The sequence below is a fragment of the Acidobacteriota bacterium genome (assembly GCA_020853395.1).
In the GTDB taxonomy this organism is placed as follows: domain Bacteria; phylum Acidobacteriota; class Vicinamibacteria; order Vicinamibacterales; family SCN-69-37; genus JADYYY01.
Genome location: JADYYY010000001.1, coordinates 35,991 through 52,506 on the forward strand (window position 1 = coordinate 35,991; position 16,516 = coordinate 52,506).

At 68.5% G+C, this 16,516-nt stretch carries 13 protein-coding genes and 1 pseudogene; 13 read left to right on the plus strand and 1 reads right to left on the minus strand.

Annotated features, from left to right (window positions below):
• Genes IT184_00165 through IT184_00180 form a run of 4 tightly spaced genes read left to right on the plus strand, consistent with a single transcriptional unit; the run spans position 1 to position 4,416 of the window.
• Entirely contained in the window at positions 1 to 846 is an 846-nt protein-coding gene (locus IT184_00165; GenBank protein ID MCC7007208.1) for a squalene/phytoene synthase family protein, read from the plus strand.
• Positions 843 to 2,216 (plus strand): FAD-dependent oxidoreductase, encoded by a 1,374-nt coding sequence (locus tag IT184_00170; protein MCC7007209.1) that lies wholly within the window; start codon positions 843 to 845, stop codon positions 2,214 to 2,216. Before IT184_00165 ends, IT184_00170 begins: the two co-directional genes overlap by 4 nt.
• 8 nt (positions 2,217 to 2,224) lie before the next feature.
• Positions 2,225 to 3,427 (plus strand): tRNA 4-thiouridine(8) synthase ThiI, encoded by a 1,203-nt coding sequence (gene thiI / locus IT184_00175; protein ID MCC7007210.1) that lies wholly within the window; start codon positions 2,225 to 2,227, stop codon positions 3,425 to 3,427.
• On the plus strand, positions 3,424 to 4,416 hold the full coding sequence (locus IT184_00180; GenBank protein ID MCC7007211.1) for a tagatose 1,6-diphosphate aldolase: 993 nt from the start codon (positions 3,424 to 3,426) through the stop codon (positions 4,414 to 4,416). Before thiI ends, IT184_00180 begins: the two co-directional genes overlap by 4 nt.
• Positions 4,417 to 4,468: 52 nt before the next feature.
• Here IT184_00180 and IT184_00185 read toward each other — a convergent pair whose 3' ends face one another.
• The gene (locus IT184_00185) at positions 4,469 to 4,912 is read right to left on the minus strand and encodes a hypothetical protein (GenBank protein ID MCC7007212.1); all 444 of its coding nucleotides are present in this window, start codon (positions 4,910 to 4,912) and stop codon (positions 4,469 to 4,471) included.
• Positions 4,913 to 4,986: 74 nt separating this feature from the next.
• Here IT184_00185 and def point away from each other — a divergent pair, with 74 nt between their 5' ends.
• The 9 genes and pseudogenes from def (at position 4,987) to IT184_00230 (ending at position 16,394) form a co-directional block, all read left to right on the plus strand.
• On the plus strand, positions 4,987 to 5,538 hold the full coding sequence (gene def, locus IT184_00190; GenBank protein MCC7007213.1) for a peptide deformylase: 552 nt from the start codon (positions 4,987 to 4,989) through the stop codon (positions 5,536 to 5,538).
• Complete coding sequence (locus IT184_00195) at positions 5,535 to 7,136, plus strand: FAD-dependent thymidylate synthase (protein MCC7007214.1); 1,602 nt, start codon at positions 5,535 to 5,537, stop codon at positions 7,134 to 7,136. Before def ends, IT184_00195 begins: the two co-directional genes overlap by 4 nt.
• Before the next feature lie 286 nt (positions 7,137 to 7,422).
• Positions 7,423 to 8,940, plus strand: coding sequence for an AMP-binding protein (locus IT184_00200; GenBank protein MCC7007215.1), 1,518 nt, complete (start codon positions 7,423 to 7,425; stop codon positions 8,938 to 8,940).
• A 48-nt stretch (positions 8,941 to 8,988) separates the two neighbouring features.
• On the plus strand, positions 8,989 to 10,308 hold the full coding sequence (locus tag IT184_00205) for an NCS2 family permease (GenBank protein MCC7007216.1): 1,320 nt from the start codon (positions 8,989 to 8,991) through the stop codon (positions 10,306 to 10,308).
• 37 nt (positions 10,309 to 10,345) lie between these two features.
• Positions 10,346 to 10,708 (plus strand): annotated as a pseudogene (locus tag IT184_00210) (hypothetical protein).
• Between the two features lie 7 nt (positions 10,709 to 10,715).
• Positions 10,716 to 11,177: a hypothetical protein gene (locus tag IT184_00215; protein MCC7007217.1), complete on the plus strand. Its 462-nt coding sequence runs from the start codon at positions 10,716 to 10,718 to the stop codon at positions 11,175 to 11,177.
• A gap of 217 nt (positions 11,178 to 11,394) precedes the next feature.
• On the plus strand, positions 11,395 to 12,912 hold the full coding sequence (locus tag IT184_00220; protein MCC7007218.1) for an FHA domain-containing protein: 1,518 nt from the start codon (positions 11,395 to 11,397) through the stop codon (positions 12,910 to 12,912).
• Positions 12,913 to 12,994: 82 nt separating this feature from the next.
• Entirely contained in the window at positions 12,995 to 14,974 is a 1,980-nt protein-coding gene (locus tag IT184_00225; protein MCC7007219.1) for a serine/threonine protein kinase, read from the plus strand.
• 40 nt (positions 14,975 to 15,014) lie between these two features.
• Positions 15,015 to 16,394 carry a dipeptidase gene (locus tag IT184_00230; protein ID MCC7007220.1) on the plus strand — a complete coding sequence of 460 codons (1,380 nt, stop codon included), beginning with the start codon at positions 15,015 to 15,017 and terminating at the stop codon, positions 16,392 to 16,394.
• Positions 16,395 to 16,516: the final 122 nt, after the last annotated feature.

Below are 16,516 nucleotides of genomic sequence, written 5' to 3' on the forward strand. Positions count from 1 at the left end.
GTGGCGCGCAAGTCCAGCTTCTACTACGCGTTCCTCGTCCTGCCGGCTGCTCGGCGCCGCGCGATCCTGGCGGTCTTCGACTTCTGCCGCGCGGTTGACGACAGCGTCGACTTCGCCACCGACTCGGCGACCGCCGCGGCGGCGGTGGCGCAGTGGCGGCGTGAGGTCGCCCTCGTCTTCCAGCGGGGACAGCCCGAGACCGCCGAAGGTCGTGGGTTGCAGGCTTGCGTCGTCCAGTTCGGTCTCGAGCGCGAGCACTTCGACGCGCTCGTCGACGGCGTAGAGATGGACCTCGCGCCCCGCGAGTACCGGACGTTCGCGGACCTCGAGCAGTACTGCCATCGCGTGGCCTCGGCCGTGGGCTTGATGTCGATTCCCATCTTCGGCTGTACGAGCCCGGCCGCGCGTGAGTACGCGCGCGATCTCGGCGTCGCGCTTCAGCTCACCAACATCCTGCGGGACGTTGCCGTCGATTACCGTCGAGGGCGCGTGTACCTGCCGGTAGAGGATCTGGAGCGGTTCGGGTGCTCGGTCGAGCACATAGATCGGGAGGTCGCCGCGCCGGGCGCCGGCGTACGGAGCGAGCCGTTGCGCCGCGTCCTGGAGCACCAGGCGGCGCGCGCGCGCATCTTCTTCGCTCGCGCGGCCCGCGCCCTGCCGCGCGACGAAGCCCGCGGGTTGTTGCCGGCCGAGATCATGCGCGCGATCTACTGGAACCTGCTCGAGCGGATCGAGGACGCGCAGTGTGACGTGTTCGGCCGGGTCATCCGCGTGCCGAAGCCGGTGCAAGCCCGCATGGCGATTTCCACGTGGTGGGCTCTTCGAGCTCGCGCGTCGCGGCCGTGACCGCTGACGTTGCAGTCATCGGCGCCGGGTTCGCCGGGCTGAGCGCGGCCGTTCGGCTGGCCACGACCGGCTATCGCGTGCTGGTCGTCGAGGAAAAGCCCAGGCTCGGCGGACGGGCCACGGCATTCACCGATCGAGAGACGGGCGAGCGCGTCGACAACGGCCAGCACGCGCTCTTCGGCTGCTACCGCGAGACGTTCGCCTTCCTCGAGGCAATCGGCACCGCGGATCTGGTGCAATTGCAGCCGCGGCTCAGCCTGCTCATGGCGAGCGCGGGCCGCGCCTATCGGCTCGCGTGCCCGCCGCTGCCGCCGCCTTGGCATCTGCTGGCCGGCGTCCTGCGGTGGCGCGCGCTGTCGGGCTCTGACCGATGGGCCGTCCTGAGGATGCGCAACGTTCTGCGGGACGCCAGGCGACATGGCGCGGCCGCCGCGGCGGCGCGCGTCAGCCCCGATCTCACCGTCACGGCGTGGCTTCGCCAGGAGCGCCAGCCGCCGCACCTGTGCCGCTGGCTGTGGGAGCCGCTCGCGATTGCGGCGCTGAACCAGGCGCCAGACGAGGCAGCCGCCCAGCCGTTCGTCCGTGTGCTCGCGGAGCTGTTCGGCCCACGCGCGGCCGACTCCACAATCGGGTTGCCCAGCGTCCCCCTCGACGAGTTGTACGCCGGTCCATCACAGCGAAGGATCGAGGCACTTGGTGGGCGGGTGGTGCAGCGGGCGCGCGCGCGGCTGCGGATTGGCACCGACGAGCGACTCGAGCTGTCGATCGACGGCGAGCACCAACCGGTCGCGGCAATCATCAGCGCCGTGCCGTGGCACGACCTCGCCAGGCTCTGGGCTGCTGACGTGCCTGGCACCCTCCATGGGCTCGTCGAGCGCGCGAACGCGATGGTGAGCTGTCCGATCGTGACGGCCAACCTGTGGTTCGATGCGCCGATCACCACGAGCGCGTTCGTCGGGTTGGTCGACGGGCCGATGCACTGGGCATTCGACAAGGCCGTGCTGTACGGTCGCGAGCGCCCGGCACATCTGGCTGTCGTGGCGAGCGGAGCCCGCGAGCTGGCGGCGCTGGACAACGCGGAGGTCGCGCGCCGCGCCGTCGGCCAGCTCGCCGACGCTCTTCCGAACGTCCGCGCCCGCCGGCTCGTTCGATCGGTCGTGGTGCGCGAGCACCGGGCGACGTTCTCGGTCGCGCCCGGCGCTCCGCGGCGGCCCGGTACCGTGACCGCCGTGCCCGGTTTCTTCCTCGCCGGCGACTGGATCGACACCGGCCTGCCCGGCACGATCGAGAGCGCCGTGATCAGCGGGCATCGCGCGGCCGCAGCGGCCGCCGCCTATCTGCGCGAGCGCCCCACGGCGCCCGGAGCATAATCAGGCGAATGTCCGCCGTCGTCGTTCACTATGCGGAGCTCGCGCTCAAGGGGCGCAACCGCCCGTGGTTCGTTCATGCGCTCGTGCGAGCGATCCGAGGTGCGTTGCGCGGGCTCGACGTGCGGACCGTGCACACGCTGCTCGGCCGAATCATCGTCGAGTTGGGGGCGGCCGCGTCGTGGGAAGAGGTACGTGACCGGCTGGCGACGGTGCCCGGGATCGGCAACTTCGCGCACGCCGACCAGGTGCCGCTCGACGTCGAGTCGATAACGGAGGCGGTACGTGCCGGGATTCGTGGCCGGACCGTGCCGAGTTTCCGCGTCACCGTGCGCCGAGCCGACAAGCGGTTCCCGATGTCCTCTCCTGAGCTCGAGCGCCTGCTCGGGCGCCGCGTGCAGGAGTGGACGAGCTGGCCCGTGGATCTGTCGCATCCGGCGCTGGTCATCAGGGTCGAGACGCTGGCCGAGACGGCGCTGGTGTCGTTCGAGAAGCTGAAAGGCGTTGGCGGGCTGCCGGTGGGCACCGGCGGCAGAGTGATGGCGCTTCTGTCCGGAGGCATCGATTCGCCAGTCGCCGCATGGCGTCTCATACGGCGAGGGTGCCGCGCAGACTTCGTGCACTTCCACAGCTATCCGATCCTCTCGCGCACGTCTCAGGAGAAAGCCAGGGCGCTCGTCGAGCGGCTCACGCGGTATCAGCTCAGATCGCGGCTCCACCTCGTGCCGTTTGGCGCACTGCAACAGCAGGTCGTGCTCGCGGTGCCGCCGCCGGTTCGCACGGTGGTCTATCGCCGCCTGATGCTTCGCATCGCTGAACGGCTCGCGTTGCAGGCCGGGGCGCAGGCGCTCGTCACGGGCGATGCCGTCGGCCAGGTCGCATCGCAGACGCTCGAGAACCTCGCTGCGGTCGGTTCGGTCGTCTCGATGCCGGTGTTGCGGCCGCTCGTCGGCATGGACAAGGAGGAGATCACGGCAGACGCGCAACGCATCGGCACTTACGAGATCTCGATCGTGGAGGACGAGGACTGTTGCACGCTGTTCACTCCGCGGTTCCCCGCGACGCGCGCGTCCGCCGAGCGCGTGGACGTGGCCGAGCGGACGCTGGATGTCGCCGACCTCGTGGAGCGCGCGCTCGCCGGCGTCGTGCTGGAGAAATTCAGTTTTCCGATGCTACAATCCGGATCTTTTGTGAGGAAAGAGGGACAAGAGTGACGCTGACACCCGGAAAACTGGCAGGCATCAAGGCGGTATCGAACGCGCGGGGCGTGATTGCGGCTGCCGCGATGGATCAGCGCGGCTCGCTGCGCAAGGCGCTGGCGAAGGAGCGCGGCGCGGAAGTCTCCGACGCCATGCTCGAGGAGTTCAAGGTTCTGGTCGCCGCGGTGCTGACACAGCACGCGAGCGCGATCCTGCTCGACCCTGAATGGGGCCTGCCGGCTGCTCGCAGCCGCGCCAAGGGGGCGGGGCTGCTGCTCGCGTACGAGAAGACGGGCTACGACGCGGCCACGCCGGGACGTTTGCCGGATCTGCTCGACGACTGGTCCGTCCGGCGGCTGAAGGAGGCCGGCGCGGACTGCATCAAGATTCTCCTGTACTACACGCCGACGGACCCGGAATCGATCAACCGCCGGAAGCACGCCTGGGTCGATCGCATCGGCGACGAGTGCGCCGCGAACGACATCCCGTTCTTCCTGGAGCTCATCGGGTACGAGGAAGGGCTCGACGAGAAGGGCATCGAGTTCGCGCGAAAGAAGCCGCAGATCGTGGCTGAGAGCATGCGTGAGTTCTCGAAGAGCCGCTACGGCGTCGACGTGCTCAAGGTCGAGGTGCCGGTGAACATGAAGTTCGTCGAAGGGGCGAGCGTTTGCAAGGGGCCGGCGGCCTACTCGAGAGACGAAGCCAAGAAGCTCTTCCTGCAGGCGGCCACGGCGACGAACAAGCCGTTCATCTACCTCTCGGCCGGCGTGAGCAACGAGGAGTTCACCGAGACGCTGGCGCTCGCCGCGGAATCCGGCGTGAAGTACTCGGGCGTGTTGTGCGGCCGAGCGACGTGGAAAGACGGCATTCCCGTCTATGCGAAGGAGGGCGCGGCCGCGTTTCGGCGCTGGCTCGAGACGACCGGTGTGCAGAACATCGAGAACGTCAACGCCGCGCTCGAGGCGGCAACGCCCTGGTATCCGATCTACGGCGTGAAGGGCTGAGGACACGACGTCCGCCCCGCATCGGTCCTTCTGCGGGGCGGAAGCGCGCGCGCTACGACTTGACGAGCACTTCGGTGCCGGATATCGGCCCCTGGCAGCTGTCGCCCGTGTAGGTCAGCGTCAACTGGTTCTCGGCGATCGTGCCTGTACCCGCGAGCGTGATGACGCACGCGCCGTTCGCGCTGGCGCTTGCCGTCCAGGTGATCGTCGAGCCCGCGATCGTCGCCTGGACGGTTCCCGTCACCTGGAACACTTGAAAGCAGGTCGCCGAGAAGTTGCCGGCGAGCACCGTCGCGGTCTTCTGCGTGGCCTGCCACTGGAAACCGGCGCAACTGTTGAGCAGTGCGCCGCTGTCCGGCGTCTGCGACCTCCAGGTGCCGCCGAACATCGTGATCGTCGGGTTCGGATTCGTGATGGCGCGATCGACGAACTCGAAACAGCCCGTGACCCCGAGCGAAGCAGCGAAAACGAGCGCAAGAGCAAGTCGTCGTGGCACGGCGTCGGTACTCCTGAGCGGAGTATCGGATCGTCCTGCTGTGACGATGAGAGGGTTGTTGTCATAATCCGCGTATGGCGATCCTGAAGGTGGCGCGCCTGGGGCATCCGGTGCTGCGCGCAAAGGCAGCACCAGTCGCCCCGGCGGACATCAAGTCCTCGCGTATCCAGCAGCTCATCGATGACATGTTCGAAACGATGGGTGAATACTCGGGGATCGGCCTCGCCGCACCGCAGGTGCACGAAGGGCTTCGCATCTTCGTGGCCGGAGTGCGCCGCGCCGACGTCGTCACCCCGATGACCGACGAGGTGGACATGCCGCTCATCGCGGTGATCAATCCTGAAATCCAGCCGCTCGGTACCGACACGGAATCGGGCTGGGAGGGATGTCTCAGCATCCCGGACATTCGCGGCAAGGTGTCCCGCGCCCGGACGGTCCGGGTGCGAGCGTACGATCGGACCGGGCGCCGGATCGAGTTCGTCGCCGACGGTCTGCCGGCGCGCGTCGTCCAGCACGAGACGGATCACCTGGACGGGGTCGTGTTCTTCGATCGCATGCCGTCGTTCGAGACGCTCAGCTTCATGGACGAGTTCCGGCGCTACTGGGCCAAGGACGACGAGGCATGAGCGCTGGGGCGTCGGGCGAGTTCACGGCGGAAGAGGCCGCTGCGCTCGCGCCGTTCTTCACCAACGTCGATCGGCCGATCTTCGCGCTCACGAACCTGCCCGAGACGGTCAAAGGGGCGCTGTTCGCGCGCTACTCGCGATCGGCGAAATCCCTCAGGCGCCTGTTCCTGGACGAGTTCTACGCTGACGTCGATGCGGCGCCGGTGGCCTCCGACGTCGGCGTCGCGCGCGCCGAACGGCTGTACGCCAAGGTGTTCAGCGACTACGGCGACGACTCCGTCGCGCAGCTGGGCGGCGCGCATCTCGCCGTCGAGGGCGCGTCCAACATCCTCACCAAGGTCCTCGAACGCGGCCGCTTGATGGCCTACCTCGAGCAGTCCACACGCTATGTGCCGTACACCGAACGGCGCGACGAGCGCTGGCGGTACCTTGTTCCGGCCGAGCTCGACGGCCATCCCCTGCGGGCGCAGTACGTCGAGACGCTCGACCGTGCGTTTGCGACCTATGCGCGGTGGATCGAGCCGATGCGCGCCTGGTTCGAGCGGAGATACCCGCGCGCCGACCGTGACTCGGAGGCCGTGTATCGTGCGGCGATCCGGGCGAAGGCGCTCGATACGCTGCGCGGCCTGCTGCCGGCAGCGACGCAGTCGAACGTCGGGATCTACGGCACCGGGCAGGCGTATGAAGCGCTGTTGCTGCGCATGCGCGCGAATCCGCTCGCTGAAGTGCAGGCCTGCGCCGGCGCCATGCTGGACGAGCTCCGAAAGGTGATTCCCGCGTTCCTCACGCGCGTGGACCAGCCGGAGCGGGGCGGCGTGTGGGCGCGATATCTGGCCGAGACCCGCGAGCGCACCGCGGCGATCGCCGCGGCGCTGGAACAACAGGGCGGACCGGCCGACCGGACGCCGGAAGTGACCCTGGCGGACTTCGATCCGGAGGGCGAGATCAAGGTCGTGGCCGCGGCGCTCTATGCCAACTCGATGCGATCGGACCGCGAGCTGGTCGAGCTCGTGCGTGGCATGACGCCAGAGGAATGCGCCGGCGTGCTCGCCGCGTACGTGGGCGCGCGTGGTAACCGCCGCCACAGGCCAGGGCGGGCGTTCGAGCGGACGAGCTACCGGTTCGACGTGCTCACGGACTACGGCGCGTTCCGCGACCTGCAGCGGCATCGCCTGCTCACGATCGACTGGCAGCCGCTGACCGCGCTCCACGGGTACGCGGAGCCCGACGCGATGATCGAGGCCGGCGGCTCGAGCGACTGGCGGGAGGTGATGGATCGATCGGCGGACGTGGCCGCGGCGCTCGACGCGGCGGGGTTGCCGGCGGTCGCGTCCTACGCGGTGTGCATGGCGTATCGCGTGCGCTTCGTGATGGACATGAACGCGCGTGAGGCGATGCACGTCATCGAGCTTCGGACGGCGCCAGCCGGCCATCCCGCCTATCGGCGCGTCTGCCAGCAGATGCATCGATGCATCGCCGACGTCGCCGGGCACCGCGCCATCGCGGCCGCGATGACGTTCGTCGATCACTCGACCGTCGAGCTCGAACGGCTGCAGGAGGAGCGCCGAATCGAGGCAAAACGCAAGATCCCGCGGTGAGCCGACGCCGCGGTTGACACTTTGTGAAACATTTCACATAATTGGCACGGTCGTTCCCGGCCCCACTTCCCGTGGTAGACGACCCTCACGGCCCTCTGTTCCCAGGTGCCGTTCTGTCACCGCAAGTCTTGCTCTCCTTTCCATCTTCCTCGTAGCTCTCTTCCTGAATTCGGGGCCGGGAACGAGCTACGTCCTCGCTTTCTCACACGCCCCGAGCGTCCGCACGCGGATACGCGCGCCCGCGCGTGCGTTGCCACGCGCCCGGTCGCGCGGTAGGCTGCGGCCCGTGCACCTGTGGGATCTGTTCGATCTGTCGCTCGTCGGCGCCGAAGAGGCGGTCGGGCTCGAGTTCGAGAGTGCCGACCATCACGTGTCGGCGTGGACCTTCGGAGAGCTCCGGCGGCGGGCGCTCCGCATGGCGCAGGCGCTGAAGGCCCGCGGCGTTCGACCGGGCGATCGCGTCGCCGCGTACCTGCCGAACGGTATCGAGTTCATCGACGTGTTCCTCGGCACGCTCCGGTGCGGGGCCGTGTTCACGCCGATCAACGTGCTCTATCGGGAACGCGAGCTGTCGCACATCGTCGCCGATGCCGACCCTGCGCTGACCGTTGCGGGGCCGGGCGCGCTCGACATGTTCAGCGGGATGACCGACGTGGTGCCGGTCGATCGCCTGGCGGCGGAGGCCGAAGCGGCCGCAGTGGAGTCCGCGCCGATCGCGCTCGACGGCGACGCGCCGGCGATCATCATCTACACGTCCGGCACGACCGGTCGATCCAAGGGCGCCGTGCTCAGCCACAACAACGTGCTGACCAATGCGGCGAACATCGTCACCGCCTGGCGCGTCACGTCAGCCGATCGCTATCTGGCCGTGCTTCCGCTGTTCCACGTGCACGGGCTCGCCAACGGCGTCTGCAGTTGGCTGGCGAGCGGCTGCCGGATGCGCCTGGTCGAGCGCTTCGACCGTCATCACGCCGCCGGCCTCTTCGAGGCCTTCAGGCCGACGCTCTTCTTCGGAGTGCCGACCGTGTTCATCCGGCTACTGGCGCTCGATGCGGAGGTCGCCCGTCGGATCGGTCAGCACATGCGCCTCTTCGTCTCGGGATCGGCGCCGCTTCCGCCGCAAGTCTTCGCCGATTTTCGTGAGCGGTTCGGGCACGCCATTCTCGAACGTTACGGGATGAGCGAAACGCTGATGCTCGTGTCGAACCCGTACGCCGGCGAGCGAAGGCCAGGGACGGTCGGCTCGGCGTTACCGGGCGTCTCGATCCGCATCGTGGGTGAGGACGGCCGCGACGTCGCTGTCGGTCAGCCGGGTCAGATCCTCGTGCGCGGCTCCAACGTGTTCCAGGGATACTGGCGGAACGACGCCGCGACCTCGGCGGCCTTCGACGGCTCGTGGTTCAGGACCGGCGATATCGGCGAGAAGTCCGCCGACGGCTACATCACGCTGCGCGGGCGCGCGACCGAGCTCATCATTTCCGGTGGCTTCAACGTGTATCCTCGCGAGATCGAGGACGTGCTGCTCGAGGCTCCTGGGATCCGGGATGCGGCAGTGCTCGGCCGGCCCGATCCGGTTCGCGGGGAGGTGCCGGTCGCCTACGTCGTGACCGACGATCTGTTCGAGGAGGAGGCTGCCAGGGCACACTGCTCCCGCGTCCTCGCTTCCTTCAAGGTGCCACGGACGTTCGTCAGGGTCGACGGCCTGCCGCGCAACGCGCTCGGAAAGATCCAGAAGCACCTTCTGCCGAGCGACGGACGAGAGGCTGAGAAGCACGTGGCTTCGCGACCCGGTGATACCGTCTAGGCGGACATGGATGGCGGGGTGAGCCCGACGGAGCCGCCGGCGCTCAGCATGCTCGACCGGTTCTTCCGCCTGTCGTCGTCGGGGACCACGGTCAGGACGGAGTTGCTCGCGGGAGTGACGACGTTCTTGACGATGGCGTACATCATCTTCGTCCAGCCGGCAGTGCTGTCTGCTGCCGGGATGGATGCTGGCGCCGTCCTCACGGCCACCTGTCTCTCATCCGCAGCGGCAACGTTGATCATGGCGTTCGCGGCGAACTACCCGATCGCCGTCGCGCCGGCAATGGGGCACAACTTCTTCTTTGCCTTCACGGTCGTGCTGTCGCGCGGCGTGCCCTGGCGCGTGGCGCTCGGCGCCGTGGCGATTGCGGGAATGATCTTCGTCGCGACGGCGGGGTTCGGTTTGCGCGAGCGCGTCATCCGTGCCGTTCCCGAGCCGCTCACTCACGCGATCGGCGTCGGAATCGGCCTGCTCATCGCGCTGATCGGGCTCGAATGGGGCGGCATCGTCGTCGATTCGCCGGCGACGCTCGTGTCGCTCGGGACCTTCACGTCGAGACCGGTGCTCCTGGCCGTCGGTACGCTCGTGTTGATGGGGGTGCTGATGGCGCGGCGCGTCAGTGGGGCCATGCCGATCGCGATGACGATCTCCACGCTCGTCGCCTGGGTGCTCGGTCTCGCGACGTTCGACGGCGTCGTGTCCGCCCCGCCATCGCTCGCGCCGACGTTCCTGCAGCTCGACATCGCGGGCGCCCTGCACCCGGCGCTCTTCGACGCCGTCATCGTGTTCTTCTTTCTCGCGTTGTTCGACTCGATCGGCACGCTGATCGGCCTGGCCGGCCGGATCGGGCTGATCGAGGACGGCAGGCTGCCGCGCGCCCGTCCCGCGCTGCTGGCCGATGCGATCGGCACCGTGATGGGCGCCTGCCTCGGAACCTCGACGCTCACCGCGTACGTCGAAAGCTCCGCCGGTGTGGCGGCGGGAGGACGGACCGGGCTGACCAGCGTGGCGACCGCTCTGCTGTTCCTCGTGGCGCTCTTCTTCTTTCCGCTGATCAAAGTGATCGGCGGCGGATACACGACGCCGACCGGCTCGACGCTCCACCCGAACCTCGCGCCGGCGCTGATCCTCGTCGGCGCGATGATGATGCAGGGCGTCGGCAGGATCCGCTGGGACGATTTCACCGATGCCGTCCCGGCGTTCCTGGCGATCGTCGTGATGCCGCTGTCGTTCAGCATCACGGACGGGCTCGCCTTCGGTTTCATCGCGCACGTCGTGCTCAAGACGGCCGTGGGCCGGCGCCGCGACGTGCACTGGCTGACGTACGTCATCGCTGCGCTGTTCGTGTGCCGGTACGCGTGGCTGTAGCGGCCGTTGCCGCCGATCCGCGCATAGGGAACGCATCATGGCTCACACGTCCGATCTGCTCATCACGCCGCAGGCGCTCGCCGAGGAAATGGCGGGGCAGCGCCCGCCGCTCGTGATCGACGGCCGCGCCGCCGATCAGTTCGCCCGCGGCCAGATCCAGGGAGCGGTGCACCTGGATGTGTGGGGAATCAGCCTCATCGACACGAGCGACGCGCCGCTGCGCGCCTTCATGTGGATGATCGGCCATCTCTTCTCGCTGAGAGGCGTGACGCCGGAACGGCCCGTCGTCGTCTACGAGCAGGACTCCGGGCTGCGGGCCGCGCGGCTGTTCTGGCTGCTCGAGTACCTCGGCCACGATCACGTGCGCGTGCTCGATGGCGGCATTCGCCGCTGGACGGCCGAGGGTCATGCCGTCGTGCTCGATCCCGTGGCGCGGGTGGCACGGAGAGGGTCGTCGGGAGCGGCTGGCCACGTGGCAGGACGTGCAGGCGCGGCTCGGCTCGCGCGAGACGACGATCGTCGACACGCGCAGCGAGGACGAGTATCGCGGCCGGCTCGTGCGGGCCCGTCGCGGCGGCGCGATCCCCGGCGCCGTTCACCTCGAGTGGACGCAGAACCTCACGCCAGAAGGCGAATTCAAGGCGCCGGAGGATCTGCGGGCGCTGTACGCCCGCCACGGGATCACGCCCGACCGCGAAGCGGTGACGTACTGTCAGGGCGGGTATCGCGCCGCGCACACCTACCTCGCGCTGCGGCTGCTCGGGTTTCCGCGAGTGCGCAACTACACCGGTTCGTGGAAGGAATGGGGCGATCGCGACGATCTGCCGATCGTGCATGCGTCGACCGGCGATGCCGAGACGCTGCGTTGACAAGCCGCGGCATCGCCCCTAGACTGCGATTTTCGCCCGTCGCGGGCCGCGTTGAGGCAGTCATCGAGACCACGAGCCGCCCGCGTCGCTACCTCGTCCAGATCGTTCCGGCTTGCTGCGCTGAACGCCCTGCGCCGCGGCAGGCCGCGGTCAGGCCCTGCCGACGCCGGACGCGCTCGCGCTCGGCCTCACGAGGAACTTCGTAGAATCGACGGACATGCTTCGACTCCGCTACGAAGAACAGGGCGTGCAAAAGCACTACACCTTGAAGCCGGGCGTCACGACCGTCGGGCGCCTGCCCACCTCGGACCTCGTGCTCTACGACACCAGCGTCTCGCGCCAGCACGCGTCGCTGCGCGTCGACGGGGCGGCGGAGTGCTTCGTCAAGGATGCCGGCAGCCGGTTTGGCACCTTCCTCAACGGCGAGATGGTCCGTGAGGAAGCGCGCGTTGCGCCCGGCGATTCGATCAAGCTCGGCGAAGTCACGCTCGCGCTGGAGCAGCACGTCGCCGAGCAGGATCTGCTCAGCGAGAACCACGAGATCTCCGAGGGGCCCGGGACGATTCTCCGGCCCATCGCGGCGCTCCAGCCGACGAGCGGCGACAACCATCTGATCCGGCTCCTCTCGGACGTCAACCGCACCCTGCTGTCGTCGCAATCGCTCGCCGACGTGTTGAACAAAGTGGTGGATTTGGCGTTCACCGCCGTGCCGGCGGAACGGGCGTTCCTGCTCCTGCGCGAGTCGGCGGAAGAGGCGCTGACCGCACGCGTGCTGCGCCACCGGGACGGCTCCGTGCCGGCCAATCCGACGCTCAGCCGGATGGTCGTCCGCCGCGTGATGCGCGAGCGCGTCGCGATCCTGGCGATCGACGCCACGACGGATCCCGGACTGGCGACCGACAGCATCCTGCGCTTCAACATCCGCTCGTTCATGTGTGCGCCGCTCTGGAGCCGCGAGGAGGTCATCGGCGTGCTGTACGTCGACAGCTCCCGGACCGCGCAGTTCACGTCCAAGGATCTCGACGCGTTCACGGCGCTCGCCAACGCGGCAGCCGTCGCCATCGAGCATGCGCGCCTCTCGTCCCAGCTCCTCGAAGAGACGAAGCGACGCGAGCGGCTGCAGCGCTATCACTCGCCTGCCGTGGTCAGCCGCATCATCCATGGCGCCGAGGAGTCCGGGCCCATCGCGCAGGAACGCGACGTGACCGTCATGTTCTGCGACCTCGTCGGATTCACGACGATGTGCGAGAAGATTCCGCCGGCGCAGGCGGCGGCGACGTTGAACGCGTTTCTCACGCGGATGACCGATGTCGTCTTCGAGCACGAGGGGACGCTCGACAAGTTCCTCGGCGACGCGCTGCTGGCCATCTTCGGCGCGCCGTTCGACCAGCCGGAGCATCCGTGGAAGGCGGTCCAGGCGGCGCTCGCCATGCGCCGCGCGCTGGCCGACATGAACCGGCAGGAAGGCCCCAAGCTGAACATGCGGATCGCCATCAATTCGGGCGTGGCGATCACGGGCGATATCGGGTCGCCGAAACGGCGCGAGTTCACCGTGCTCGGGGACGTGGTCAACACCGCGGCGCGTATCGAGAGCGAAGTGGCCGGGCCCGGCGAGATCGTGATCTCCGGGTCGACCTATGCGCGCGTCCGCGATCGGGTGATGGTGCGATCGCTCGGAGCGCGCGTCCTCCGCGGCCGCGAGACGGCGCTGGATCTGTACGCGGTGGAGCGCTGATGCGAGCGGCCGCTGTGGCACTGACGGTCGATTGACAACGTCGTGGAGCGGAGCCTAGACTGCGGGGTTTTCGGGCGCAGGCATGGTAGGGCAGAACATCGGCAAGTACCGCGTGTTGGACCGCATCGGCCGCGGTGGGATGGGCACCGTGTACCGCGCCGTCGACGAGACGCTGCACCGTGACGTCGCCATCAAAGTCCTGAACGCGGAGCTCAACGATCCGGAGATCGCGAAGCGGTTCCGCGCCGAAGCGATTACGGTCGCGCGCCTCAGCCATCCGGGCATCGCGACGATCTACGAATTGTTCCAGCACGAAGGCCAGTGGCTCATGGTCATGGAGTTCGTGCGCGGCGAGACGCTCGAGCGTCTCGTCGAACGCTCGGGGCCGCTCGCCCCTGAGCGCGCCGCCGAGCTCTGCATGCAGGCGCTCGCGGCGCTTGCGCACGCCCACAGCATGGGCGTCGTCCATCGCGACCTGAAGCCGGCCAACATGATGGTCACCGAGGCTGGCGCCATCAAGGTGATGGACTTCGGCATCGCGCGCGTCGCCGGAACCGAGCACCTCACGAGCGCGGGGTTCATGATGGGCACGCCGGCCTACATGGCGCCCGAGCAGGTGATGGGCAAGGAGATCGACGCTCGCGCGGATCTCTATGCGATCGGCGTCGTCTTCTATCGGCTGACCGCTGGCAAGCTGCCGTTCAAGGGCGATACGCCGTTCGCCATGGCGCAATCGCAGGTGAACGACCTGCCCGCGCCGATCGGCGAGATCCGGAGCGACCTGCCGGCATGGGTCGAACAGGTTCTCGCCCGCGCCCTTGCCAAGAACGCGGACGAGCGATTCCAGTCGGCCGTCGAATTCCATGAGGCGTTCGCCAGGTGTCTCGACGGGCTGCCAATGCCGCCGCCGTACAGCTCGTCGGCGCCCACCGAGATGCTTCGCACGCCGTCGCGGGCCATGCCCACCGGCAACATCGTCCGGTCGACGGCGTCGTCGTTGCCGCCGCTGACCGGCCGGACGCCCGATCCGACGCCCCTCGTGGGCGCGGCGCAGGCGCCTGCTGAGCTCGAGCCCACGGTGCTCGCTTCGAAACCCGCCGCTGCGAGTGCCCCGACATTCGCGGCGCCGGCAATGCAGACGCCCGCCACGGGCATGACGCCGCCAGAAGCCTCGCGCGCCGTCCCGGTCCCGTCGCCGGTGATGGGCGGCACCTCCCAGGTCAGCACTCCGGAGGCACAGGCCCCACCGATCCTGCCGTCGAAGCCACCTGTCGCGGCCGCGCCTCCGGCGACGGCCCGAAAGCCGCCGGTGCTCGCGATCGCAGGCGCGGCGATCTTGGTTGTCGGCGTCATCGGCTGGTTCGTGATGCGAAGTCCGTCATCGGACGCGCCGCCGCCTGCCCCGCCCCTGGCCGCGGAGAACGTGACACCGCCGCCTGCTGTCGCGCCTCCGCCGCCGCCAGCGACGAGCCCCGAGGCGCCGCCGACAGCGCCGCCGGCGTCCGAGGCATCCAGTTCGACTACGCCGGCTGCCCCCGCCGTGCCGCAGCCGTCAGCGTCGTCCTCATCGCCAACGGCCTCGACCACCGCGCTTCCGAAGCCGGCGGCGAGGGCATCGCGCGGCGCTCCGCCCGCCGGACGTGCGGCAACGGCCGTCGTTCCGGAAGAGGCGCTCAGCATTCCTGACGTCAAGCTGTTCGTGGTCACCGACCGGAACAAGACCAACGATCAGGATGTCACTTTGAACTTCGCGGATGGCACGCTCGCGGCCGTGGCGAAGCGCGGCGGGGCGGTGCTCGCATCGATCCCCTACTCCGCCGTCGTTCGCGCGACCTACGTCAAGGCGCGGGATCCCAAGTGGGACACGACCGTGCCCGGCCCGCCAACGAACATCGACGTCGGCGGCATGCTGCGGACGGCCAAACACTGGATCGTCCTGCAAGGCGTCGATCGCTACCTGGTCCTCCGTTTCGAGGATTCGAACTGGCGCCGCGCGTTCGACACCATCCGCACCCGAACGGGGCTGACGATCGACCTGCCGGCCAGCAACGACAAGTCCTGACGTCGCCAGGCGACGCCGACCGCTGGTGTATCCTGCGGCGATGCTGCAGGTCATCGATCACATCCAGGCCAATCGCGATCGCTACGTCTCGGAACTGAAGACTTACCTGGCGATTCCGTCGGTGAGCGCGCTCCCGCAGCATCAGGCGGACGTGCGGCGCTGCGCGGAGTGGACCGCCGGCGAGATGCGCCGGATCGGTCTCGAGAACGTCCGGCTGATCGAGACCGGCGGCAACCCGATCGTCTACGGCGACTGGCTCCACGCCGCCGGCGCACCGACGATGCTGTTCTACGGACACTACGACGTTCAGCCGGTCGATCCGCTGAGCGAATGGCAGAGCCCGCCGTTCGACGCCACGGTGCGCGATGGCGAGATCTACGCCCGCGGCGCGGCCGACGACAAGGGCCAGGTGTTCATGCACCTGAAGGCCCTCGAAGCGCATCTCGCGATCGCCCGCCGCCTGCCGCTGAACGTCAAGCTCATCATCGAAGGCGAGGAAGAGGTGGGCTCCACCCATCTCGACGACGTCATCCGCGGAGAGAGAGCCGCGCTGGCGGCCGACGCGGTCGTCATCTCGGATTCGGCGATGTTCGATCGTGGCGTGCCGTCGATCTGCTACGCCCTGCGTGGGCTCGTGTACTTCCAGCTCGACGTGCGTGGTACCGCGACGGATCTACACTCCGGCGTGTTCGGCGGCGCCGTTGCGAACCCGGCGATGGTCCTCGCCCAGGTCCTCGCGCAGATGCGCGATCGCAGCGGCCGCGTGAAGATTCCCGGCTTCTACGACGACGTGCGCCCGCTGCAGGACGAGGAACGGGCCGCATGGCGTGCGCTGCCCTTCAACGAGCGGAAGTACCGGAAGGATCTTGGCGCCCCGAAGCTCTTCGGTGAATCGGGCTACAGCGTCCTCGAGCGCGTCTGGGCGCGGCCCACGTTCGAAGTCAACGGCTTGCTGAGCGGGTTCACGGGCGACGGCGCGAAGACCGTCATCCCGGCCGTGGCGATGGCGAAGGTCAGCATGCGTCTCGTGCCCGATCAGGATCCGGACGTCATCGCGTCGCGCTTCGAGGCGTACGTCAGGAAGCTCACGCCGAAGACCGTGGAGCTGACCGTCACCCGCATGCACGGCGGCCGGCCGTGGATCGCGTCGTACGACAATGCCTTCGTGCGCGCGGCCGCGCGTGCCATCGAGCAGGGCTTTGGCACCGCGCCGGTGTTCTGCCGCGAAGGCGGATCGATTCCGGTCGTGTCGACCTTCCAGCAGGAATTGGGTGCGCCGGTCGTGCTGTTCGGTGTCGGCCTGCCCGATGAGAATGCGCACGCGCCCAACGAGCATCTGGACCTTTCAAATTTCCACAACGGCATCATCGCCGCGGCTGTCCTGTACGACGAGATCGCGCGATTGCACACCGTCGCCTGATCACGATTACAAAGACGCACATCGTCCGACATTTCTGAAAGCGGCGCGCGCGCCGACGTCGCGACGCGGCGCTCGGTGTTCCACCGGGGGCGTCGGGCGGCGAGTTTCGTCCGGGGGCGCGG